The organism is Paraburkholderia agricolaris (assembly GCF_009455635.1).
GTDB lineage: Bacteria > Pseudomonadota > Gammaproteobacteria > Burkholderiales > Burkholderiaceae > Paraburkholderia > Paraburkholderia agricolaris.
This window is the reverse complement of record NZ_QPER01000002.1, coordinates 1,847,405-1,870,326: the sequence shown is the minus strand read 5'-3', so window position 1 is coordinate 1,870,326 and position 22,922 is coordinate 1,847,405. Positions and strand designations below refer to the sequence as shown.

The 22,922-nt window shown below is 62.2% G+C and carries 22 protein-coding genes and 1 riboswitch; of the genes, 13 read left to right on the top strand and 9 right to left on the bottom strand.

From position 1 onward, the window contains the following. Positions 1-78: 78 nt before the first annotated feature. Positions 79-711: a TetR/AcrR family transcriptional regulator gene (locus GH665_RS29745; protein ID WP_246216411.1), complete on the bottom strand. Its 633-nt coding sequence runs from the start codon at positions 709-711 to the stop codon at positions 79-81. A 59-nt stretch (positions 712-770) separates the two neighbouring features. On the opposite strand from GH665_RS29745, the gene GH665_RS29740 reads away from it, so the two are divergent. Next, entirely contained in the window at positions 771-2,282 is a 1,512-nt protein-coding gene (locus GH665_RS29740) for an FAD-dependent monooxygenase (RefSeq protein ID WP_153140767.1), read from the top strand. 34 nt (positions 2,283-2,316) lie between these two features. Here the strand turns inward: GH665_RS29740 and GH665_RS29735 are convergent, their stop codons facing one another. After that, complete coding sequence (locus GH665_RS29735; RefSeq protein ID WP_153140766.1) at positions 2,317-3,291, bottom strand: aliphatic sulfonate ABC transporter substrate-binding protein; 975 nt, start codon at positions 3,289-3,291, stop codon at positions 2,317-2,319. 176 nt (positions 3,292-3,467) lie between these two features. Here GH665_RS29735 and GH665_RS29730 point away from each other — a divergent pair, with 176 nt between their 5' ends. Together GH665_RS29730 and GH665_RS29725 are read left to right on the top strand one after the other, a co-directional pair. Further along, positions 3,468-4,529 (top strand): LLM class flavin-dependent oxidoreductase, encoded by a 1,062-nt coding sequence (locus tag GH665_RS29730; RefSeq protein ID WP_028194513.1) that lies wholly within the window; start codon positions 3,468-3,470, stop codon positions 4,527-4,529. 106 nt (positions 4,530-4,635) lie between these two features. Beyond that, positions 4,636-5,154 (top strand): SLATT domain-containing protein, encoded by a 519-nt coding sequence (locus GH665_RS29725; RefSeq protein ID WP_153140765.1) that lies wholly within the window; start codon positions 4,636-4,638, stop codon positions 5,152-5,154. 17 nt (positions 5,155-5,171) lie between these two features. Here GH665_RS29725 and GH665_RS29720 read toward each other — a convergent pair whose 3' ends face one another. After that, positions 5,172-5,906 (bottom strand): class I SAM-dependent methyltransferase, encoded by a 735-nt coding sequence (locus tag GH665_RS29720; RefSeq protein ID WP_153140764.1) that lies wholly within the window; start codon positions 5,904-5,906, stop codon positions 5,172-5,174. A 272-nt stretch (positions 5,907-6,178) separates the two neighbouring features. Between GH665_RS29720 and GH665_RS29715 the strand changes: the two genes are divergently transcribed. Genes GH665_RS29715 through GH665_RS29705 form a run of 3 tightly spaced genes read left to right on the top strand, consistent with a single transcriptional unit; the run spans position 6,179 to position 8,703 of the window. Beyond that, on the top strand, positions 6,179-6,949 hold the full coding sequence (locus tag GH665_RS29715) for a DUF4118 domain-containing protein (protein ID WP_153140763.1): 771 nt from the start codon (positions 6,179-6,181) through the stop codon (positions 6,947-6,949). A 3-nt stretch (positions 6,950-6,952) separates the two neighbouring features. Then, a complete protein-coding gene (locus tag GH665_RS29710; RefSeq protein ID WP_153140762.1) occupies positions 6,953-7,840 on the top strand; it encodes an alpha/beta hydrolase in 888 nt (295 codons plus the stop codon). After that, positions 7,837-8,703, top strand: a complete 867-nt coding sequence (locus GH665_RS29705) for a MipA/OmpV family protein (RefSeq protein WP_153140761.1) — start codon at positions 7,837-7,839, stop codon at positions 8,701-8,703. Before GH665_RS29710 ends, GH665_RS29705 begins: the two co-directional genes overlap by 4 nt. A gap of 51 nt (positions 8,704-8,754) precedes the next feature. On the opposite strand, the gene GH665_RS29700 is transcribed toward GH665_RS29705, so the two are convergent. After that, a complete protein-coding gene (locus tag GH665_RS29700; protein ID WP_153140760.1) occupies positions 8,755-9,462 on the bottom strand; it encodes a YceH family protein in 708 nt (235 codons plus the stop codon). Between the two features lie 233 nt (positions 9,463-9,695). On the opposite strand from GH665_RS29700, the gene GH665_RS29695 reads away from it, so the two are divergent. After that, the gene (locus GH665_RS29695) at positions 9,696-10,268 is read left to right on the top strand and encodes a helix-turn-helix domain-containing protein (RefSeq protein ID WP_153140759.1); all 573 of its coding nucleotides are present in this window, start codon (positions 9,696-9,698) and stop codon (positions 10,266-10,268) included. A 12-nt stretch (positions 10,269-10,280) separates the two neighbouring features. Next, positions 10,281-10,808, top strand: a complete 528-nt coding sequence (locus GH665_RS29690) for a GNAT family N-acetyltransferase (protein WP_153140758.1) — start codon at positions 10,281-10,283, stop codon at positions 10,806-10,808. Between the two features lie 54 nt (positions 10,809-10,862). On the opposite strand, the gene GH665_RS29685 is transcribed toward GH665_RS29690, so the two are convergent. After that, complete coding sequence (locus GH665_RS29685) at positions 10,863-11,495, bottom strand: LysE family translocator (RefSeq protein ID WP_028194522.1); 633 nt, start codon at positions 11,493-11,495, stop codon at positions 10,863-10,865. Positions 11,496-11,727: 232 nt separating this feature from the next. Beyond that, positions 11,728-11,821: riboswitch (glycine riboswitch) on the top strand. A gap of 174 nt (positions 11,822-11,995) precedes the next feature. Between GH665_RS29685 and GH665_RS29680 the strand changes: the two genes are divergently transcribed. Further along, complete coding sequence (locus tag GH665_RS29680; RefSeq protein WP_153140757.1) at positions 11,996-13,207, top strand: D-amino acid dehydrogenase; 1,212 nt, start codon at positions 11,996-11,998, stop codon at positions 13,205-13,207. Positions 13,208-13,231: 24 nt separating this feature from the next. On the opposite strand, the gene GH665_RS29675 is transcribed toward GH665_RS29680, so the two are convergent. Further along, positions 13,232-13,930: an NUDIX hydrolase gene (locus GH665_RS29675; RefSeq protein ID WP_153140756.1), complete on the bottom strand. Its 699-nt coding sequence runs from the start codon at positions 13,928-13,930 to the stop codon at positions 13,232-13,234. Between the two features lie 127 nt (positions 13,931-14,057). On the opposite strand from GH665_RS29675, the gene GH665_RS29670 reads away from it, so the two are divergent. Together GH665_RS29670 and GH665_RS29665 are read left to right on the top strand one after the other, a co-directional pair. Next, positions 14,058-14,870 (top strand): phosphoribosyltransferase family protein, encoded by an 813-nt coding sequence (locus GH665_RS29670; protein WP_153140755.1) that lies wholly within the window; start codon positions 14,058-14,060, stop codon positions 14,868-14,870. Between the two features lie 20 nt (positions 14,871-14,890). Further along, positions 14,891-16,600 (top strand): nicotinate phosphoribosyltransferase, encoded by a 1,710-nt coding sequence (locus tag GH665_RS29665; RefSeq protein WP_153140754.1) that lies wholly within the window; start codon positions 14,891-14,893, stop codon positions 16,598-16,600. A 49-nt stretch (positions 16,601-16,649) separates the two neighbouring features. Here GH665_RS29665 and GH665_RS29660 read toward each other — a convergent pair whose 3' ends face one another. Further along, positions 16,650-17,681, bottom strand: a complete 1,032-nt coding sequence (locus GH665_RS29660; RefSeq protein ID WP_217361915.1) for a hypothetical protein — start codon at positions 17,679-17,681, stop codon at positions 16,650-16,652. A 143-nt stretch (positions 17,682-17,824) separates the two neighbouring features. Here GH665_RS29660 and GH665_RS29655 point away from each other — a divergent pair, with 143 nt between their 5' ends. After that, positions 17,825-18,856, top strand: coding sequence for a lysozyme inhibitor LprI family protein (locus tag GH665_RS29655; protein ID WP_153140752.1), 1,032 nt, complete (start codon positions 17,825-17,827; stop codon positions 18,854-18,856). Positions 18,857-18,921: 65 nt separating this feature from the next. Then, positions 18,922-19,182, top strand: coding sequence for a BON domain-containing protein (locus tag GH665_RS29650; protein ID WP_153140751.1), 261 nt, complete (start codon positions 18,922-18,924; stop codon positions 19,180-19,182). Between the two features lie 2 nt (positions 19,183-19,184). Here GH665_RS29650 and GH665_RS29645 read toward each other — a convergent pair whose 3' ends face one another. Further along, positions 19,185-20,336 carry an acetate/propionate family kinase gene (locus tag GH665_RS29645; protein ID WP_153140750.1) on the bottom strand — a complete coding sequence of 384 codons (1,152 nt, stop codon included), beginning with the start codon at positions 20,334-20,336 and terminating at the stop codon, positions 19,185-19,187. Between the two features lie 12 nt (positions 20,337-20,348). Beyond that, positions 20,349-22,742 (bottom strand): phosphoketolase family protein, encoded by a 2,394-nt coding sequence (locus GH665_RS29640; RefSeq protein WP_153140749.1) that lies wholly within the window; start codon positions 22,740-22,742, stop codon positions 20,349-20,351. Positions 22,743-22,922 lie beyond the last annotated feature (180 nt).

The following is a 22,922-nucleotide window of genomic DNA, read 5'->3' as shown; positions in this document are numbered from 1 at the left end:
GCGGCCTTAAGAGCGTTGGCGGAAAGGAGGAATGGCGGGAAATCCTGCGCTGAGCGTCAGCAGGCCGAAGCTGATTACTCAGGCGTAAGGCGTGTCGGCCATCGCCGCTTTCAGGCCGATGGTTCCTTTATCGACAATAGCCAGAAAAACGGCATTCGCTTCATCAGTATCCCGCTTCTCCCGAAAGGTCCGATGCGCCTCGATAAAGGCGACGGTCCACGTCGCGAGCAGCACACTGGCCGCCAGACGCGCATCGGGATCGGCCGTCTCCCGCCCCGCACATTCGGATAACGCCAGCGTTACGGCCTGTGCGAGTTCGTCGCGTATCGCTCTCGCCCGCGCCTTGAGGGTTTCGCTGCCCTCGATCGTCTCGATGAAGCCCCGGCTCGCGTCAGAAAACTCGACGAACGGGCTCCGTTCCGCAACCAGCCTGTGAGCGAGCAGACGCAGCGTTTCGATCGGCGCGACGCGCGGGTCGTGCCGCCGCAAGGCTTCGCGCAGAAGCTCGCGCCCCTCCTCGTCGCGATCGAAGAACATGTCCTCCTTGCGGGGAAAGTGATTGAACACCGTCATTCGCCCGACGTCGGCGGCTGCCGCAATCTCGTCCACTGTCACCTGATCGAAGCCCCGCGCGAGGAAGAGGCGCGTGGCGGCATTGGAGATACCTTGCCGCGTGGCAAGGCGTTTACGGGATCGGAGGTCGGTCGGCATTGACATGTCGCTAGTTTATCGCATATTTTATGTACTGAGTACACATTGAGACTTGGTATATGAGTGAATCGATTGATGTTGTCGTTGTGGGCGCCGGTCCTGTCGGGCTTCTGAGCGCCATTGAGCTGACTTTGGCCGGCGCGCGCGTCCTCGTGCTGGAGCGCCTGGCGGCTCCGAGCATGGTAGCAAAGGCATTGGGGATCGGACCGCTGGGGAGCGAAGCGTTGCAGCGCCGCGGCATGACCCAGGCTATCAGCGCCGCCGAAGAGCTTACCTTCGCGGCCATGAAGAAGTTCACCGATCAGAACGGACCGGACGTGCGGGGTCGGGGCTCCAGGTTCAGTGGCCATTTTGCCGGCCTGTCCCTGATCCGGAAGGATGCACAGAAGGAACCGGAGCGGCGTCCCCACCCGGTAGACCAGCGCGCCGTGGAAGCCATGCTGGCTGACCGGGTGCACGCGCTAGGGATCGAGGTGCGCCGGGGGTGTGACGTGACCCGTCTGGTCCAGCAGGAAGACGGCGTCGAGGTGGAGTGGACTTCCCCGGCCGACGAAGGCCCAGGCCGTATTCGCTGCACCTACCTGGTTGGTTGCGACGGAGGGCGCAGTTCGATCCGCAAGATGGCCGGTTTTGACTTTCCCGGTACGGCTCCAGGCATGACGATGTACCAGGCGGTCGCCGAGATCGACCATCCCGAACACCTGCTGCCCAGCGGCTGGCGTCGCACATCGGGGGGCGTGTTCTCTTATGGGCCGTTTCCGGGCCGTTTGGCCATGCTCGACTTCAGCGGTCCGCCCGAAGATCGGCAGGCTCCCGTCACACGTGAGGAGATCGAAGCCGTACTACGGCGTATCAGCGGCAAAGATGTCCGTGTGAAAGCGCTCGAAAGCGGCAGCCGGTGGACGGACAATACGCGGCTCGTCGATACCTATCGCCGGGGCCGGGTGCTGCTTGCCGGCGACGCGGCGCATGTCCACTCGCCGTTCGGCGGTCAGGGCCTGAGCCTCGGGCTCGCGGACGCCGCCAACCTCGGCTGGAAACTCGCCGCGGTTATTCGGGGCGAGCAGCCCGACAGCCTGCTCGACACCTACACGGCCGAGCGGCGGCCCGTCGCCGAAACCGTTCTGGCCAACACCCTTGCCCAGATGGCCATCATGCGGCCCGATCCGCAATCCGGCGCGATGCGTGAGCTCGTCGCGAACCTCATGCAATTCGATGACGTCAACCGGTTCATCGGCGAGATGATGAGCGGCCTTGCCACCCGCTACGATCTCGGCTCGCAACGCGACGAGGTCGGACGGCTGATTGGCAACCGGCCGATCAGCCAGGGCGATGACGGCGTCTCGCTCTACGATGTCATGCAGGATGGCATGGGCGTTCTTCTCGACGCGTCAACCGGGCAGACTGTTTCCAGGCGCGTTGCGGCAACCACGCAGAGGATACGTTGCGTCGCCGTCGAGACAGGACCTTCGATGCTGATCCGCCCGGACGCCTGCGTGGCCTGGGTCGCTGAAGAAAACAGCACCGACGGCCTGGAAGAAGCGCTGCGTCGCTGGTTTATCCCACACTGAATGTCGGATCGACGGCGTGATCCGGATACGTGAATCACTTCGCCGGTGGCGTCCAGATACGGATGTCCGTCGCTTTCAAGGCGGCGGGAATCAGCCCGGCCGCACGATAGGTGTCGGCAATGCGCTGCTGCTCAGCCAGCTGATCGCGTTTCACCGGCACGATCTCATAGCTGCGACGGCTATTGGCCAATTCGACAGTCGGCCCCGGAATGTTGCCCCACACCGGGCCGAGAATCTGCGCCGCTTCCTGGGGATGCGCTTTGACCCACTTGCCGGTGGCGTTCAATTCATCGAATACGACGCGCAGCACGTCCGGGTGCTTATCGGCGAAGGCCGTTGTCGCCGTGTAAAAGCGGTTGTATTGAGCGACCCCGCCGCTGCCGTCCGCCACCACGCGAACGTGCGCGTCACGCTGCTGTGCGGCGAGGAACGGGTCCCAGATGGCCCATGCATCGATGTTGCCGCCACGGAATGCGGCGAGCGCATCGGGCGCCTCCAGATAGCGCACCTGGATGTCGTTGATCGTCAACCCTGCTTTAGCCAGAGCGCTCAGCAACAGGAAGTTGCATCCCGAGCCTTTGGATACCGCCACGCGCTTGCCCCTGAGGTCAGCCACCGAATGAATCGGCGAATCCGGCGGCACGATGATCGCCTGGGCGGTGGGCGCGGAGGTTTCTTCGGCGTAGTACGTAAGCGGTGCGTTGGCAGCCTGCGTGAAGAGCGCAAACGCATCCGCGACATCCGCATGTAAATCGACGCTGCCGGCATTCAGCGATTGCAGCAGGCCCGTCGAAAACTCGTGCCAGCTCACGTCATAGCCGAGCGCGTTGAGTTTCTTTTCCAGCGCGCCGGTTCGTTTCAGCAGGATGAACAGCGTCGACGACCGCTGGTAGCTGATCGACACGGTTTCGTTAGCGCTTGCCACGCCGGCCGACAGCACGCCGCCGATCAAGGTCAGGCACACGCAGAGGCGTCGCAGGATTCGGGAGCGGGAGAAAACGGGTGGCATCGATCAACGTCCATGTGCATAGGCGGAATCGACGAATATATAAAAGAACGACGCATGCCCAAAGACCGATTTCATCGATCGATATGGGCAGAAATTGGAACGCGTGACGGTGGCATCGCTCATCATTCGAGGTTTGATGCGAATTGACGAACACGCTTTCCCGTGGAGATTTCTGCATGACCTCGGCACTCCCTCCCCGCTTCGGCATCTGGGCATTGGTTCACGGCAGCCGTGCCGCGTTGCAGGACCCCGATGAACCGTACGACGCGTCATGGGCGAGAAACAAGGCCCTCGTTCTCGAAGCGGAGCGGCTCGGCTATGACTCCGTGCTGGTCGCGCAACATACGATCAATCCGCACAATTCCGATTTCGATCAACTCGAAGCGTGGACTGCATCGGCCGCGCTCGCGGCACTGACCGGGCGCATCGAAATCATCGCCGCGATCAAGCCTTATCTGTATCACCCTGTGGTGCTGGCCAAGATGGCGCAGCAGATCGAACACATCAGCGGTGGGCGCTTCGCCATCAATCTTGTCAACGCATGGAATCGCCCTGAACTGGAGCGTGCCGGCATTGGCTTCGCGGAGCACGACGCGCGTTATGCCTACGGGCGCGAGTGGATTACGGTGGTCGATTCCTTGCTGCGTGGCGAACGCACCCGGTTTCGCGGAGCGCATTTTAATGTGGATGACTATCTATTGCGGCCCGCGGACCCATTTCGCAGCCGTCCGCGCATCTATGTCGGCGGTGAATCGGAACCGGCCCGGGAACTGGTCGCGGACAAAGGCGACGTCTGGTTCATCAACGGCCAGCCCCTCGCCGATGTCAAAGCGCTGATTGCGAATGTCGCGGGGCGCAAGCGCCCTGAGTCGCATGAGCCGTTGCGTTTTGGTTTGTCGGCGTTCGTGATTGCGCGCCAAAGCGATGAGGCCGCCAATCGGCACCTCGATCATCTTTTCACGTTGGCCGCGAAAGACGCCCCGTTGCGTGAGCAACAGAAATCGAACATCGACCCGAAGGCGGTGATGTTCCAGACCTTCGCGCAAACCCCGCGCGTGGGCTCGAACGGCGGCACGGCAGCTGGCCTCGTCGGCAGCTACGACACCGTTGCGCAGCGGATCGCCGCGTTTCATCGCGCGGGAATCGAACTGTTCATGCTGCAATTCCAGCCGTTCGAGACCGATATGCGTATTTTTGCCGAGGAAGTTATTCCACGGGTGCGCCGTCTGCTCGGCTGATCCACCGCGCCGGTTGCGCGGCGATCAGTTCGTTGCCCGCATGTGGCACAGTATCGTCAAACCCATGCGCTACGCTTGGCGACACTGAAGAGCCCCGACGAGCCCCATGAAAAACCCGACTGCCTACGAGCCCCCGGTCGACGAAGACCAGCTTCTGTTGAAGTGGATCCGGCGCGCGCGCGAATCCCAGATGAGCCATTACGACATGGCCGACCTGCTCTGCGCGCGAGAACGCGGCATCGGCTGGCTGGTCACCGTGTTGACGGCCTTTGTGGGCACGGCCGTGTTTGCGTCGTTGAATTCGACGGCTGTGTCACCGGCGCTCAGGATTTTCGTGGGCGTCGTCAGCGTGGCAGCGGCGGTCTCCGCCGCGCTGCAAACATTCTTCCGATACGCGGAGCGGGCTGAGAAGCATCGTGCGGCCGGCGCGCGCTATGGCGCGGTGCGGCGCCGGCTGGAAGCGATCTTCGCAGGTGACGCGGATGCCCGCGACGGCCACTATCTGGCCGCGATTCGTGACGAACTCGACAGGCTGGCTGAAGATTCGCCGAACGTGCCGCCACGGGTCTTTTACCGTACGCAGCGAACCCTCGCCGACGAACCGCGCAGAAGCCGCGACGCCTGAGCGGTCATCCCTTCGCCTTAAGGCTGGCGTATCGCGGACACCAGCAGCATCATCGGTCGCTCGCGCTCTTCCGCCAGTTCAGGCCGCGCGGCAAGATCGGCCTCGGTCGGCCCCCACTCGTCGACATGGGCGATAGTGAGGCCCGCGCCGATCAGGTGATTGAGCAAGGTGCCGATGGTGCGGTGCTGCTTGACGACCCCGTCGGCGAGCCAGTTCGTCACGCGCGGTCCTTCCAGCTGATAGCTGTCGAGCGGCCAGTGCTTATGGCCATCCGCATCGACCGACCAGCCTGGCTGACGCGGCGCCATAAAAATCGGGTGTTCGATCGAGAACACGAGGCGCCCGCCCGGCACCAGCGCGCGGTGCACCATGCCGAACAGGCCGCGCAGATTTTCGATGTAATGAAACGCGAGCGAGCTATAGACGAGATCGAAACCGGCCTCCGGCAAGTCGAGATGTTCGAGATCGACTCGGGCATAGGTCACGGCGGGATCGTTCGACGACGATTCCGCCCGCTCCAGCATCTTCTGCGAAACATCGAGGCCGAGCACCGTGGCGGCGCCCGCTTCGCGCGCCCACCGGCAGAACCAGCCATAGCCGCAGCCAAGATCGACCACCTTCAGGCCACCCATCTCCGGCAGCATCGCGCGCAACGCCGGCCATTCGGCGGCGCCGGCAAGGCCTTGCCTCGAGCGACCCAATTGGCTGTAGTTCTCGAAGAAAATGGGGTCGTCGTAAATGTTCTGTGTCATTTGTAAATTGGCTTAACTCAAATTGAAGCAACGGCGCCGCCTGCTGTATACCTGCCAAACCCGCGGGCGTGCGATTTGCCAGTGAGAATACCCCTATTCACGAGCACGTTTTTCGATCGGCGCCTCGCAACACAATACGGCCGCTGAGGCCGCCGGTATTTACTTCTTTCGGGACCTTTACGCCGGTCCGATTATGGTATTGTCCGACCTGCGCTTTAAAGCGCAGTGCCACACTCAATCGGGAAGCGCAATCGCTCCCTAAAAAAAATATTATGGAAGTCCAAAACGCCCGTCGTTGGGCACCACGGGGAACACGCGCCTGGCTCACCGCGGCCGCCGCATTGGCGATCGCCAGCGGCGTGCGCATGTTGCTCCATCCGCTACTCGGACCGATCATGCCGGGCACCGCGTTCTGCATCGCGGCGGCCCTGGTCGAGTATTTTTGCGGGCTGGCGCCGGCGCTCGCGGTCATGCTGCTCGGCCTCGGCATCGCCGACTATCTGTTCGTCCCGCCCTACGCAACCATCACCGTATTCAATAGCGCCGACCTGGTTCTGCTGATCTCGTATCCGCTGGTGACGCTGCTCGTCATCTTCCTGATCGAACGTCTGCGCCGGTCGCAGTTTCGCGCCGAACTGATCGCCTCGGTCGCGCAGTCACGCTATGAAATGCTGCTGCGCCACGACAACGAACGCTTGCTCGCACGCCGCGCCGTCGACGAAACGCACCGGCTGCTGCGCCATCTGTCGCACCATCACCGGACCTTCGTTTTCATTCAGGCGCTCGAACGCGACGCGCTGCAGCAAGTGGACGACATCAAGACGCAAGGCCTGTTGCCGCGTCTGCCCAACGAAATTGCACCGGGCCCGCGTTTTGCCGACGTCGATACCGAAGACATCCAGCGGCTCAGCAAGGCGCTGTGGCCCGGCAGTCATCGCGTCCGCATGAAAGGCGCCGACGGCGCGTCGAGGCTGACCGAGTGCATGTGCGAACGCTTCACCACGCATGCTGGCGAGTTTCTCGTGCTGCGGATCGGAGACTGATCCATGAGCCAGCCTACGAGCCTGTTCTTACCCGGCGACGATCATGCCGTGCTGATGCTGCACGGACTGTCGAGTTCGCCACTCGAATTACGCTTTCTCGCGCGCTATCTGAATGCCGAGGGCTTCACCGCTTGCGCACCGGTCCTGCCGGGCTATAGCGCCGGTTCCGAAGAAGCGGCGATGGAAGCGTGGCTCGACGCCGCCGTGCGCGAGTACGACGCGCTGGCCGCGCGCTTTGCGCACGTCTCGATCTGCGGGCTGTCGATCGGGGCGGCGCTGGCGCTGGCGCTCGCGCATCGCCGTCCCGCGGCGCAGTCGCTCGTGCTGTTGTCGCTGACGCTCTCTTACGACGGCTGGGCGATCCCCTGGTATCGATTCCTGCTCAACTGGGCGTACTTCACGCCACTGCGCAAACGCTGGCGCTACCGCGAGGAAGCACCGTTCGGCTTGCGCAACGAAGCGCTGAGGGCGAAGATCGCCCGCGCCATGCAGCGCAGCGACTTCAGCGAAGTCGGTCCGTCGACGATTTCATTGCCGGCATTGCACGAGGCAAGCCGCCTCGCCGCGAGTGTGCGCACGCAGGTGCGCGACATCAAGACCGATTGCCTGATTGTTCATGCAATCGACGATGAGACGTCGAGCCCGCGCAATGCACGCTTTGTCGCCGCGAATATCGGCGCCGCCTTTTTACGCACAATCTGGCTGGACGATTCGTATCACATGATTACGTCGGACAACGAGCGCGAAATCGTCGCGCGTGAAACCGCGCTGTTTCTGCGCGAGAGTGAAGTGGCCCATGGCGGCGGCGACAGCGGCAAGCAACCGGTGGTCTCGAAGGCCCTGGCGCGGCGCCTCAGGCAACTCGCGGCACTTGGCAAGGAGCGCGTATGACCGCGCCGGCCAAGGCCACGCGCGCGTCGCAGCGCAGTACGCCCAGATTCGGTCAAACCGCACGCCGGTCGCTGCTGCTCGCCGTGGCTCTCGGCCTGTGCGCCGCGCGCGCGGCCTACGCGGACGATGCAAGTCCGAATGCGGCATCTGAGGCGGGCACCAGCGCGGCCACCGACAGCAAATGGAAAATCGGCGTGGGGCCTGGCCTTGTGATTACCCCCAAATACCCGGGGTCGCGACAGCTGAACTTCTTCCCGTTTCCCTCGCTGGACATCTCCTACGACGACCGGATTTTCTCGCAGGGTCCTGACGTGCTCGGTGTCAACGTGCTGCGCGGCCCGGCCTATCACGTGGGCGCGGCGTTCAGTTTCGACTTCCAGACTCGCAAGGAGTCCGACGACCCGCGTCTGCATGGACTGGGCGACGTGCATGGCGGGCCAAAACTGAAGCTTTTCGCCGACTACACGTGGTGGGCGTTTACCGGCTCAGTGGCGTTGTACCAGGATATCGCCGGCCATCACCAGGGGACTACGGTCAGCACGGATTTCGTGGCGTCCGCGCCGGTTGGCGGCTGGCTGTTCTCCGTGGGTCCGGGCTTTACGTGGGCGAACGGGACTTATACACGGACTTTCTTCGGCGTGTCCGGACAGCAGAGCGCGGCCTCGGGATTGCCCACGTATGGCACCAGCGCCGGCGTACGGGACATCCACATGAACGCCATGGTGACGTACGACTTTTCCAAACACTGGAATGGCTCGGTTTCCGCGACTTTCGGGCGACTGGAGCACGACGCGGCCAATAGTCCGATTACCGAAAAAAGATTCGAGCTCAATACGCTCGCTTCGGTGAACTACAAGTTCTAGTTTCCGGCCGCTCGCGCGCTCACTCGCAGCGCACGAGCAGGTAATCGGGCTTCAGTCTCCCGTGCCAGACGCTTCATCGATTTCAATGCCCAGTTCAGCGGCCATGCGCTGTACCACCGCCTGAAGCCGGCTCAGCTCATCGGCAAGCCGTTTCTGCTCGGCTTTTACCGCCTCGAACGCCGACAGCGGCACCACCTCGTCTTCCCCGCCCGGCTGAGCGAGATCGCTCGCGCTGACTTCGCCGCACAGCAGATGCATCCAGCGGTTTTCGCGTTCGCCCGGTGTGCGGGCCAGTTTCACCACGCGCGGCGGATCGTTGGCCGCGAGTTCATCGAGAAACGCCTCGACCGACGAAATGTCGGCAAATCCATGCAGGCGCGCGCTGTTCAGGCGCAATTCGGCGGCGGTCTGCGGACCGCGCAGCAGCAACGTGGTCAGCAAGGCCGCCGACTGACTCGGCAAGCCCAGGACACGATTCATGTTGTGCTCGAAGCGCGGCACGCGGCTGCTGCTGCCTTCCATTACGAGGCTCAGGCGCTTCAGGCCGTCAACGGCGGTCAGCACTTCGGCTTCGGTCGCGTTGATCACGGGCGATCGGCCGGTCTTCTGGTTGCAGCCCAAGGTCAGTGCGTTTAGCGAAAGCGGATAGCTGTCCGGCACGGTGTGCTGCTTTTCGACCAGCACGCCGAGCACGCGCCCTTCAAGCAAGGTCAATGCGCGGATGGAGGGGCGGGAAACAGCGTCGGGAGTGGAGTTCATAGAGGATGTCGCGGCAAGCGCCGCCGGGTCTCGTGGACGGTGTGCGTGATCGATGCACAGCCCCGTTGCGCAACCGGGCGGCGGGTTTTAGTTGGTGGGCACCATCATAAACGCCCAGGCCACGCGCGGTGTACGAATCTCTGCGATGCCCCGGCCGTCCTGAACGCGTTCGCGTCCCTTTGAGTGTTTTTTTCTCGTTGACGCATTCCCGCATTAGAGATAATTTCCCGAATATGGAAAACACACCCTCCGACGACAACGCCATCGACCGCCGCATCGCCCAGCGTCTGCGAGCGCTGCGCGCTGAGCGCAACTGGTCCCTCGACGATCTCGCAAAACTCAGCAACGTCAGCCGCGCCACGCTGTCCCGCCTCGAAAACGCCGCCGTGAGCCCCACGGCCAGCGTGCTGGGCAAGCTGTGCGTCGCCTACGGCTTGCCGATGTCGCGCCTCATGCACATGGTCGAAGAAGACTTCGCGCCGCTGGTCCCGCGCAATGCGCAGGCCGTCTGGACCGACGCGAGCAGCGGCTTCCGGCGCCGCTCCGTGTCGCCGCCGGCTCAGGCGCTGAGCGGCGAGGCACTGGAATGCGAACTCGATGCCGGCGCGCGAATCGATTACGACGCGTCGCCGCGAGCCGGCATCGAACATCATCTGATCCTGCTCGAAGGGCAATTGCAGATCACCGTCGACGGCCGGAGTCACGATCTGCAAGCCGGTGACTGTCTGCGCTATCAGTTATTCGGCCCCAGCGCTTTCGCCACTCCCGCGCACAGCGCGGCCCGCTACATCCTCTTCATCGTCTGAGTTCCAGCCAACATGAGCGCCACCACTATCACGACCTTCTCCGCCGACGAGCTCGTCCGGCATCTGCCCGAACTCGGCGCGCTGCTGCGTGCCTGCGTCCATGACGGCGCGAGCGTGGGATTTGTGCTGCCGCATAGCGTTGCAGAGAGTGAGGCGTTCTGGAGCGGCAAGGTGTTGCCGTCGCTGCGTGCGGGCGCGCTGGTATTGTTCGTCGCGCGTCATGGCGAGTCGATCGCGGGCACCGTGCAACTCGATTACGACACGATGCCCAATCAACGCCATCGCGCCGAAGTGCGCAAGCTGCTGGTTCACCCGGCGTTTCGCCGCCAAGGCATTGCCAAAGCGCTGATGGTGGAGCTGGAGCGCCGTGCGCGGCAACTGCAACGCAGCTTGCTAACACTCGATACGCGCACCGGCGATAAAGCGGAGCCGCTCTATACCGCGCTGGGTTATCAAACGGCCGGTGTGATTCCGCAGTTTTGCCGCGACACGCGGGAGGAGCGGCTCGATTCGACCACCATCATGTACAAGGCGTTGTGACGAGCCGGCGCGCAAGACAGCGCTGAAGATTCGCGCGCGTCTTCAGCGCGTGGCTTAACGGCGCGCGTCGAACGCGATCCGCACGGCCAGGCCGGCGAGCACGGTGCCCATCAGCCAGCGTTGCACCAGCAGCCACACCGGGCGCCCGGCGAGAAAGCCGGCGATCGAACCCGCCATGCTGGCAATCAGCGCATTGACCGTGACCGCAATGACAATCTGCACGCAGCCGAGCGCGATCGATTGCGACAGCACGCTGCCGTGCCCCGGCGAAATGAACTGCGGCAGCAGCGACAGGTACATGACCGCGATCTTCGGATTCGCGAGGTTCGTGACGAGGCCCATCGTAAAGAGCTTGCGGCGGCTGTCGTGCGGCAGGTCGCGCACCTGGAACGGTGAGCGGCCACCCGGTTTGACCGCCTGCCAGGCCAGATACAACAGGTAAAGCGCGCCGCCGAAACGCAGCGCGTCGTACGCATAGGGCACCGTCAACAGCAGCGCCGTGATACCGAACGCGGCACAAAACATATAGAACACGTAGCCGAGCGCGACGCCGCCGAGTGACACGAGCCCGGCGCGCCGCCCCTGGCAGAGCGATCGCGAGATCAGGTAGATCATGTTCGGACCCGGCGTAAGCACCATGCCGAGTGAGACCAGCGCGAAAGCGAGCAACGTTGTAGCAGTGGGCACGGCGGCTCCTCTGTCGATTGAAGGCGGGCACTATGCCGCCGAATATAGCCGATGTCATAGCCGATGTCATAGCCGATGTCATAGCCGATGTCGCCCACGCCAACCCAATCGCCGTCCTGCCGATGGGGCTTTTCAGCCTGCCCCGCGCAAGGGGTCGCCGGATCGATTGGGCGCGGCATCACACGAAACACTTGCGGCGAAATTTTTTGCCCGGTATTGTCGAGCCGTTCTGCAATGCAGTGCGGGAGAGATCGTCAGAGGCTTGTGACGACGCCGACGGAGCAACCGCCCCGGAAACTCTCAGGCAAAAGGACCGCGCAGCAGGAACATCTGGAGAGCGGCGCCGTGCGCGCCCACCGAAGGGGATTCCCGGCATGGCGCCTAGATCGCGCTCCTCTGCTTGCGGGAAGAAACTCTCAGGTACATGGACAGATGGGGCATCGACGCCGGTTTCGACACGAAATCGACACCGGTGATGCCCAACTACTCTGGATCATGTCATGTCACGAATCGCCATTATTGGCGCCGGCATTACCGGCGTCACGACTGCTCACGCCCTCGCGCAGCGCGGCCACCACGTCACCGTGTTCGAACGTCATCGCTATGCTGCGATGGAGACCTCGTTCGCCAATGGCGGGCAGTTGTCCGCCAGCAATGCCGAAGTCTGGAACAGCGCCGCCACCGTACTGAAGGGCCTGCGCTGGATGCTCACGCGCGACGCCCCGCTGCTGCTCAATCCCATGCCCACGTGGCACAAGTATTCGTGGATGGGAGAGTTTCTGCGGCAGATTCCGCATTACCGCGCGAACACGGTCGAGACCGTCCGGCTCGCGATTGCGGCGCGCGAACATCTGTTTTCGATTGCCGAGCGCGAAGGGATTGACTTCGATCTGGAGCGGCGCGGCATTCTGCACATCTACAAGACCCGCAAGGAATTCGACGCGGCGAACAAGGTGAATGCGTTGTTGCGCGAAGGCGGTCTCGATCGCAATCCGGTGACGGCCACGGAGTTGCAGCAGATCGAGCCTGCGCTGCAGGGCGATTTTTTCGGCGGCTTCTTCACGCCTTCCGACTCGACCGGCGACATTCATAAATTCACACGCGGCCTCGCCAGCGCCTGCGCGCGGCACGGCGTCGAGTTTCATTACGATGCCGAGATCACAGCGATCGACCAGCCGGCCGAAGGACGGTTTTCGATGACGGTCAATCTCGAGGGCGAGTTACAGCGCTTTGCCTTTGAGCGGATCGTCGTGTGCGCCGGAGTGAAGAGCCGCGACTTTGCGGCGATGCTGGGCGATCACGTAAACGTCTATCCGGTGAAGGGCTATTCGATCACCGTGTACCTCGACGATGAAGTCAGCCAACAGCGCGCGCCGTGGGTCAGCTTGCTCGACGATAGCGCGAAGATCGTGACGAGCCGGCTCGGTGTTGATCGTTTCCGGGTGGCGGGCACGGCGGAGATCAACGGCTTTAACCGCGATATCCGCTCGGACCGGATCGCTCCGCTGGTGGACTGGACGCGCCGGCATTTTCCAGAGGTGTCGACGTCGCGCGTGATTCCGTGGGCGGGCTTGCGGCCGATGTTGCCGAGCATGCTGCCCAAGGTGGGCCGCGGCAAGCGGCGTGGCGTGTTCTACAACACCGGCCACGGGCATCTGGGGTGGACGTTGTCGGCAGCCACGGCGCAGGCGGTAGCCGGGGTTATTGAATAGGCCCGCGCACGCACGGGCATGCCGTTACCAGAATGCCCGCTTGAAAAGACTGAGCCGGTTCACCCGGAAAAGACGAGCCGGACGCTGATTGCCGCCCTGAAACTGGTCGGTCGCAATCAGAATGTCCGCCTCGTCAGCCGCTTCACCCGGCGTAAGTTCTCCCACCTTGATGCCCAAACGCGACCGGAACGTACCGCGCGACACGGTCTCGCCAAAAATCTGTTCGTAAATGCCCTGAAGCTGCGTCAACGTGAACAGTTCCGGCAGCAGCCAGCACGGCAGCGTGGAATAGCTTGCCTTGTTGCGCACGCGCTGCACCGCCTCCTGAACCTGCCCGGCGTGGTCGAAGACGAGTTCCGGAAGCTCGTCCACGTCGTAGAAGTGAAATACCCCTGCCCCGGCCTCGCTCAGTTCGGCGTGCGGAATCAGCGCGACGTGCGCGACGGCAACCGACCAGCCGCGGGGATCGCGATCAGGGCCGCCGAAGGTTCGCAACTGTTCGAGGTAACGCGGTACGAGCCCGGTTTTGTCCCGCAGCACGCGGTAGGCCGTCGCTTCCATGGAAGCATCCTCGTCCACATGCACGTAACCGCCCGGTAGCGCCAGACTGCCTTTCCCAGGCGAGCGCTCGCGCCGGTGTAGCGCAACCTTCAGCCGCCCATCGTCCAAAGTCAGCAAAACAATGTCGACGCTTACGTCCGGCGTGGTGTGGCTGTGTTTCATTGGAAAATCCCCTGCCGAATATGCGGCACAAGTATTTTTCCATACTTAGTTGCAAAACTCAACTAAGTCGGATTATACTTGAACCAAGTTAGTCGAACATCTCGACGAAGGTCCATGGAGGATAGCAATGATTCAGGTTTTTGCGGTGTCACGCGATCGGTCCGAACAGGTGCTGCCGATACGCAAACTGGTCTTCCCAGGTGGCGAGGTCAATGTCGCCGTGGAACTGGATCTGCCCGCCGAGGCGCTGCGCATTCAGGCCCACCTGCCCGACGCAGAGTCGGTCATGACGCTGCTGCTGGTCACGGATGCACTGCGCCGCGGCTATCCGGGCACACCGCTCCGGTTGTCGATGCCCTACGTGCCATACGCTCGCCAGGACCGCGTGGCCAATGCCGGCGAGGCGCTGAGCGCCCGGGTATTCTGCGACCTGATCAATGCGCAGAACTACACGCAAGTCGAAATTCAGGACCCGCACAGCGACGTCGTGACGGCCTTGCTGAACCGGGTCGTGATCGCTGATCCGTTGCCGTCGCTTCGCCGGGCGCAAGCCGCCCTGGGACGCGTCGCACTGGTCGCGCCGGATGCCGGCGCACGCAAGCGGGTGATGTATCTGGCTCGTGCGCTGGAACTCGAAGTCGTTTTCGCCGAAAAGGTCCGCAATACCCAAACTGGCAAGATCACCGGCACTCAGGTGGTGGGCGATCTGCCCGATTGCCCCTTGCTCGTCGTGGACGATATCTGCGACGGCGGGCGCACATTCACCGAACTGGCGTCGGCCCTGCGAACGCGGCAGGCCGGGCAGCGTCAGAATCACCCGCTCTATCTGTACGTCACCCACGGTATTTTCAGCAAAGGCCTCGGCCCTCTTCTCGAACACTACCAGACGGTTTTCACACGCAACAACTGGACCAGCGACACCCGCTGCCAGGTGGTCTGAACCCATCGCAGGAGACTTTCATGAACGCCCCCGAACGCACAGAAGTCCTCGAGAAAAACCAGCTCGTCCCGTTCAACCTCGCCGATTTCTACAAGACCGGCCACCCGTCAATGTACCCGGGTTCGACCACGAAACTCGTCGCGAACTTCACGCCCCGTTCGGCGAAGTACGCGCCGGTGTTGCGTGAGCTCTTCGACGACAAGGTTGTCTGGTTCGGTCTGCAAGGCTTCATCCAGGAGTTCCTGATCGACCTGTTCGACAGTGAGTTCTTCCGCAAGCCGAAGACCCAGGCCATACGTAAATACAAGCGTCGCATGGACACGGCCCTGGGTCCGGGCGCGGTTCCGGTGTCCAGTCTCGAAGACCTGCATGATCTGGGCTATCTGCCGCTTGAGATCCGCTCGCTGCCGGAGGGCTCGCGGGTGGACATCAAGGTGCCGCCGGTCATCTTCATCAACACCCATCCAGACTTTCCGTGGGTTTCGACGTACTTCGAAACGATCTTCAGCTGCGAATCGTGGAAGCCCTCCACGGTGGCGACCATCGCGTTCGAGTTCCGCAAACTGCTGATCTACTTCGCAAACCTGACCGGCGCGCCGCTCGAATTCGTGAGCTGGCAAGGCCATGATTTCTCGATGCGCGGCATGAGCGGCGTGCACGACGCGATGCGTTGCGGTTCCGGCCACCTGTTGTCCTTCACAGGCACGGATACGATTCCAGCGATCGACTACCTCGAAGACCACTATGGCGCGAATGCGGACCGTGAACTGGTCGGCGGCTCGATTCCGGCATCCGAACACAGCGTCATGGCGCTGCGCATTCTGCTGACCCTGCAACGCCTCGCGCGCGATCCCGCCCACGCGATGCTCGACCCCAAAGCGCTGCGCCGCAAGGCGGAACTGGAAGTCATCCGCGAGTTCGTGACGGAAGGCTACCCGCAAGGGATGGTCTCCATCGTTAGCGATACGTTCGACTTCTGGAACGTCATGACCAGCATCGCGAACGAACTCAAGGCGGAGATCCTCGCACGCAAGCCCGATGCGCTCGGCAACGCCAAGGTGGTGTTCCGTCCCGACTCGGGCGACCCGGTGAAGATCCTGACCGGCTATACCGACGCGGAGTTGGTTCAGGGGAACGGCCAGCCAGCGGTATCGGAAGACGGCAAGTACACCGTCAAGGAGAGCGGCGAGCCGATTACCGAGGCGGAGCGCACGGGCGCCGTCGAATGCCTTTGGAACATCTACGGCGGCACCACAACGGCCAAGGGTTACAAGGTTCTGGACTCGCATGTCGGGCTCATTTACGGCGACTCGATCACGCTGCCCCGCGCTCGCGACATCATGCTGCGTTTGGCGGCGAAGGGGTTTGCCTCGTGCAATGTGGTGCTCGGTATCGGCAGCTATGTGTACGGCATGAATTCCCGCGACACTTTCGGCTACGCGTTGAAGGCGATCTATGCCGAAGTGGGCGGTGAAGCAGTCGATATCTACAAAGACCCGGCGACGGACGACGGCACCAAGAAATCCGCCAAGGGGCTGTTGCGCGTCGAAAAGGAAGGCGACCGCTTCGTGCTGTACGAACAGCAGACTGTCGAGCAGGCTGAACACGGCGCGCTGGCTCCGGTGTTTCGCAACGGCGAATTGCTGGTCAGGCAGTCCCTCGCCGAGATTCGCGAGCGCCTGCAGTCATCGTGGGTCTGCCCGGAGCCGGGATCGATCATCTGGCGCTAAGCAGTTGGACCGTGTCGGTGCGCTCGCGCGCCGGCACGGCCGAGCAAAATCAGCCGTTGTCTCTCTCGCACGGCCGAGCCTTGCGACCTTGCGGCCGTATGAGCAGGCAGGTGACGACCTCGCCGGTTTTCACATTGCTGGCGTGTCCTTCTACGCGGATATCGCCGCCGGCCGTCCAAACCAGGTCGGTTTGACCTTCGCTCGAAAACGCATAGTCACCGACCCGGGTTTCCGGGTAATAGGCGCTGGCTGACCACTGCTTCAGTGCAAGCGTCGCACTGTAAGTCGCCTTCATTTCCCTTGCCTTGAATCCGAAAACGTTCGCAAGCGGGCGGCTCCCATCGCGAGCCGTTTGCCACGACAACTTCCAGTCGCCATTGTCGCGTTTCATGACTTCGGTGAACACGGGCCAGTTCATCCCGTCGATCGTTCCCGGCGCGGCAAACATACAGCCCCGAAAACTGGGTTGCGTTGCCGTCAAACTCATTTCAGCTACCGAGTCGGCGCCCCCGTGACATTGCCACCCCTCGATTGTCTGATCCCGGCTCAAGACCACGATCAATGTGTTCGCGTGCTCCCGCCAATACATAAGCTTGGTGATTTCCACTGATCCGGCCATGACTGGCTTATCGCTATGAGCAAATATCGGACGATTGTGCCAGTACCCGCCCCCCAACTGCTCGTAACTTACCACGCTGCCTGCCGGGAACGTTACACCCGCTATCACGACGGGCCGTTTCGCAAAAGCGGTGAAGGTCCTGCCCGCCTTCCCAAGAATCACTTGCCCGCCACCCAGAACGAAAAAACAAAGTACAGGCGCGAGAAAGAACAGCACGGTCAGGCCGGCACGCCTACGACTGGGCAATCGACGATGCCGCCAGAAAAATACGCCCGTGATCGCCAGCCAGGGTGCCATAAAAACAGCAAGGTAAAGCAACAGTTCCGGGATGCCGCCGAGGCTGACCGTGTCGACCGGACAGGCACCCAATAGCAGAAAAAATATCAGTGAACAGATAATGCGCCTGGCAGATTTCATGAGTGTCGATTCGCTTTTTATTGTTTGACCGGTTTGCCATTCCACAGGATTCTAAATGCGTCATGCACCCTGTCCTACTCGCGCAGAACACAGATTGCCAAGACATTTCCGGAGAATGCAAACAGAGGCCAGGCTAACATGACGGCTTCCGTCCTATACCTTTAGCCTGACGCTGAAGGGACAACAGAATGAAGCCACTCTATATGCGGTTTGCTCCTCTTGTCATTGCAGCCCCGCTTCTTCTGATGAGTGCCGTATCTGCCGGCGCGGGATCCTGGGCCGACGGAAAATCCGATCCGTCATTCGCAAAATCGAAACAGATCTGCAAATCCGTGGCAACGGTAGACATTGCCGAGCCTGGTCCGCTGGACAAAGCGACTCCGTGCGATTCCGAGGCGCTATATTACGGCATCGGTATGAAGGCCGACCCCGCCGCGGCCCGGCGTTGCGCCGCACGTGAGGCACGGGGACCGGACGCAAACGAGGTTCCCTTCGGGGGCAATGGTCTACTCATGATGATGTATGCCAATGGCATCGGCGTGAAGCGCGACTTTAACCGCGCCATCGCACTTGCTTGCCAGCTCGATGGTGCGGAAGCCGAAATGGACGGCCGCGTCCAGCATCTGGCCAGGTTGCGTGCCGAAGGGTGGACCGGCAACGATTTCAGCGTGTGCGACGACGCGACGAGCGGATTGCTCGCCGGTATTTGCGAGGCTCATGCCTCTCGTATCGAGAATATTCGACGCAAGCAGACGATCACCACGCTCTCCAAAGATTGGAGCGAGCCGCAGAAGGCCGCACTCGCTCGCCTTCAGACCGCCTCGGCGACCTACGCGAATGCCGTGGGGAACAACGAAGTGGATCTAAGCGGCACACTTCGCGCGGCGCTGCAGATCGACGCGACGGACGCAGTGAGCAAGGCCTTCCAGAACGATCTGCGCCAACTCGTCAACGGCAAGCTCAAAAAATTCTCGACGCAACAACTTGCACAGTCGGATGCCGTTCTGAACACGACCTACCAGAAGGTGATGCACACGAAGGACTTCTCCTATGGCACGGTCAAGCAAAGCGGTATTCGCGATACCCAGCGTGCATGGCTCGCCTATCGGGATGCTTTCGCGACCTTCGTTGGCGACGCGTTTCCGGATCGTTCGGCCGATGACATTAAAGGTGCGCTCGCCGTTGAACGCACCGCGGCACTACGCGAGTTTCTGCCGTAATTCCGGGCTCAGATGAGATGTGCACCGAGCCTATTCGCCGATAGTGAAACAAACAGGAGAGCGTCATGCCTCGTGGCCACCTCGCCGTGCGCGGCACCGGCAGCCCACGCTTTAGCGATGACCGGATCGCGGCAGAAGCCGTGAGGCGGCTATCCTGGGACGCGGCTGTCCCCAAAGAGACGGTGAAAGTAAAAGTCGAACGCGGCAGAATCACCTTGCGAGGTGTACTCCAGGACGCTCATCAGAAAACCGCGGCGCTCGAAGACGTATCCCGCCTGTTCGGCGTCGCGGGTGTCACCGATCGAACCAGAATCAAACCCAAATAGCATCAACCGGCTTGCAACAGTGCCCGGCAATGCCGTGCAATCTGCTTTTCCTCCTCGGTGTGAATCGCCCTCACCTTCCCCGCCGGATCGCCCTCCACGAGGCCCATGAAAGCCAGCCCATCGCAGACACGGCGGCGAATTTCCGCGCTGTGCTCGCCGATGCCGCCCGTGAACACCAGCAAGTCGATCCCGCCTAGTAAGGCCGCATAAGCGCCGATCGTCTTGCGCACGGCGGTAGCAAACGCCTCCAGTGCCAGCGACGCATTCGCATCCCCCGCCGCGGCGCGCTTCTTCAGTGCCTGCATATCGCTTTCGCCATCGGCGTAGCCAGCCAGACCGCTCTGGCGGTTCAACAGCGTCTCCAGTGCATCGGCATCGAGATGCTCCACGCGCATCAGATACAGCAGCACGCCTGGGTCGAGATCGCCACTGCGTGTGCCCATCGGCACGCCGCCGGTCGGCGTCAGCCCCATCGAGGTATCGACGGACTTGCCGTCCTGCAGCGCACACAAACTCGAGCCGTTGCCCAGATGCGCGAACACCGCTCTCGGCGGCAAATCGGCGCCAAGCCGCGTGACCAGCGATTCGTACGAAAGGCCGTGAAAACCGTAGCGAATCACGCCCGCGTCCACATAGCGGCGCGGCAATGCAAGCTGCGCCGCACGCGGCGGCAGTGTCGAATGAAACGCGGTGTCGAAGCAGGCAAAATGTCGCGCGTCGCTGAAGATCGACAACGCCTCGTCGATCAAGGCGAGCGCCGGTGGAATATGCAAAGGCGCGAAATGCACGGCGTCCTGCAGACGCTGACGCACTTCGGGTGTCAAGCGCTGATGCGCCCGCAGGTGCGGGCCGCCATGCACCACCCGATGCCCCACCGCCGCAGGCCGCGCGTGCTTCTGCTCCGCAAGGACGCGCGCGAGCACCTGCAACGCGTCGGTCTGCGATTCCAGCACGCGCTCCTGCTGCACCAGCACGCGGCCGTCGGGCGCGGTGATGCGCAAGCTGCCGTCGCTGCGGCCAATTCCTTCCGCACTGCCGGCGAGCAGCAACGATTCATCGCCGCCCGCGTGTGTAAACAACCCGAACTTCAGCGACGATGAACCACTGTTCAGCACCAGAATCGTCGCAACCTGGGTGGCATCTTGAGTATGCATGGCCCGCCTCGCTCAGCCTTTCCATGTCCAGTTGCGGATCTCTTCCTTATCGATGCCCTCGGCATGTGCATAAGCCAGATGTTCGATGATCTGCCCACGCAGCCATTCCTTCGCATGATCGCCGACACCGCGCAACACCGGCACACGATCGATCACGTCGATAGCGAGCGAGAAACGGTCGACCTGGTTGATGATCGCCAGTTCGAGCGGCGTGTTGATATTGCCTTTCTCGCGATAGCCGTGCACGTGCAGATTGTCGTGATTGGTGCGGTTGTACGTGAGCTTGTGCACCAGCGACGCGTACGAATGGAAGTTGAAAATCACCGGCTTGCTGGCGGTGAACAGCGAATCGAAATCGCGGCTGGACAGGCCGTGCGGATGCGCATGATCGGGCATCAGGCGGAACAGATCGACCACGTTGACAAAACGGATCTTCAACTCGGGAAAGCGCTCCTTCAGAATCTGCACGGCGGCGAGCGCTTCCATGGTCGCGATATCTCCCGCGCAGGCCATCACCACATCCGGTTCGACGCCCTGATCCGTCGAGGCCCAATCCCAGATGCCGATGCCCTTGGTGCAATGCGTAACCGCGGATTCCATGTCGAGATACTGCAAATGCGGTTGCTTGTCGGCCACGATCACGTTGACGTAATCGCGCGAGCGCAGACAGTGATCGGCGACGCTCAATAGGCAATTCGCGTCCGGCGGCAGGTAAATACGCACCACGTCCGGGCTTTTGTTGGTCACGACATCGAGAAACCCCGGGTCCTGGTGCGTGAAGCCGTTGTGATCCTGACGCCATACCAGCGACGTGATCAGCAGATTGATCGACGGCACCGGTTGCCGCCAGCCGAGATCGCGCTTCGCTTTCTCCAGCCACTTGGCGTGCTGGTTGAACATCGAATCGATCACGTGGACAAACGCTTCATAGGTAGCGAGCAGCCCGTGCCGGCCAGTCAGCACGTAACCTTCGAACCAGCCTTCGAGGGTGTGCTCGCTGAGCATTTCCATCACGCGGCCGTCCACCGAGAGTTCGCCGCCGTCGGCGTCGCTGGCCATCGTTTCGGCCAGCCAGGTTTTCTCGGAGGCCTGGTAGATGGCGGTCAGCTTATTGCTGGCGGTTTCGTCCGGGCCGAACACGCGGAAGTTCGTCATGTTATTGCGCATCACGTCGCGCAGAAACGTGCCGAGCACCTCGGTGGGCGACGTGTACGAGCCAGCGGGCTTTTTCACCGCCACCGCGTAATCGCGAAACGCCGGCAGGTCGAGCGTCTTGCACAGCGAGCCGCCATTCGCATGCGGATTGGCGCTGATGCGGCGCGTGCCTTCAGGAGCGAGTTCGCGCAATTCCTCGAGCAGCCGCCCTGCTTCGTCGAATAGCGATTCCGGCTCATAACTGCGCAGCCAGTTCTCGACGAGCTTCAGGCTCTTAGTGTTGGTGACCGGATCGAGCACCGGCACCTGGTGCGCGCGCCACGAGCCTTCCACCTGATGACCGTCGACTTCCTTCGGCCCGGTCCAGCCTTTCGGCGAGCGCAGCACGATCATCGGCCAGCGTGGCCGCGTCGCATCATTGGACTCGCGTGCGTGCTGCTGGATGGCGCGGATTTCGCCGACGCATTGTTCGAGCGTCGCGGCCATCTGCTGATGCATGGTGTCCGGATCGCTGCCTTCGACAAAGTACGGCTTATGGCCGTAGCCGATCAGCAAGGCTTCGAGCTCCTCGCGGGGAATTCGCGCGAGGATCGTCGGGTTGGCGATCTTGTAGCCGTTCAGATGCAGAACCGGCAGCACCGCGCCGTCGCGAATCGGATTGAGAAACTTGTTCGAGTGCCAGGAGGTGGCGAGCGGTCCGGTTTCCGCCTCGCCGTCGCCGATCATCACCGCGACGATCAGGTCGGGGTTGTCGAACGCGGCGCCGTAACCATGCGACAGGCTATAGCCGAGTTCGCCGCCTTCATGAATCGAGCCCGGCGTTTCGGGCGTGCAATGCGAACCGATGCCGCCGGGAAACGAGAACTGCCGGAAGAAGCGCCGCATGCCGGCTTCGTCCTCGCTGCGATCAGGATAGATTTCCGAGTAATGGCCTTCGAGGTAGCAGTGGGCCAGCGTGGCAGGTGCGCCATGACCGGGGCCGGCGAGATAGATCACGTTCAGATCGAGCTTCCTGATCAGGCGGTTCAGATGCACCAGCAGGAAGCTTTGCCCAGGGTCCGAGCCCCAATGGCCCAGCAGGCGGTTCTTGATGTGTTCGGGTTTGAGCGGTTCGCGCAACAGCGGGTTGTCGCGCAGGTAGATCATGCCGGCCGAGAGGTAGTTGCAGGCGCGCCAGTAGCGGTCCATCTTGCGCAACGTGTCGGGATCGAGGGTAGTCGGCGGGGTGGGACGGGAGGTTGCTTCGGCCATGGCGTCACTCCTTGAAAAGGACTGTCAGGCAGGTTAGCGGGTGCTGCAGCGATTGTTCGTGACGCGGCCGATGAAGAAAACCCGCAACACCAGCCGTTCTGTCATGCGCATGACATAGCGCGGAGGTATCGGCAAAGGTCCGTTGCTTACGGCTTTCGGGAATGGGGCCGGGAATCGTCA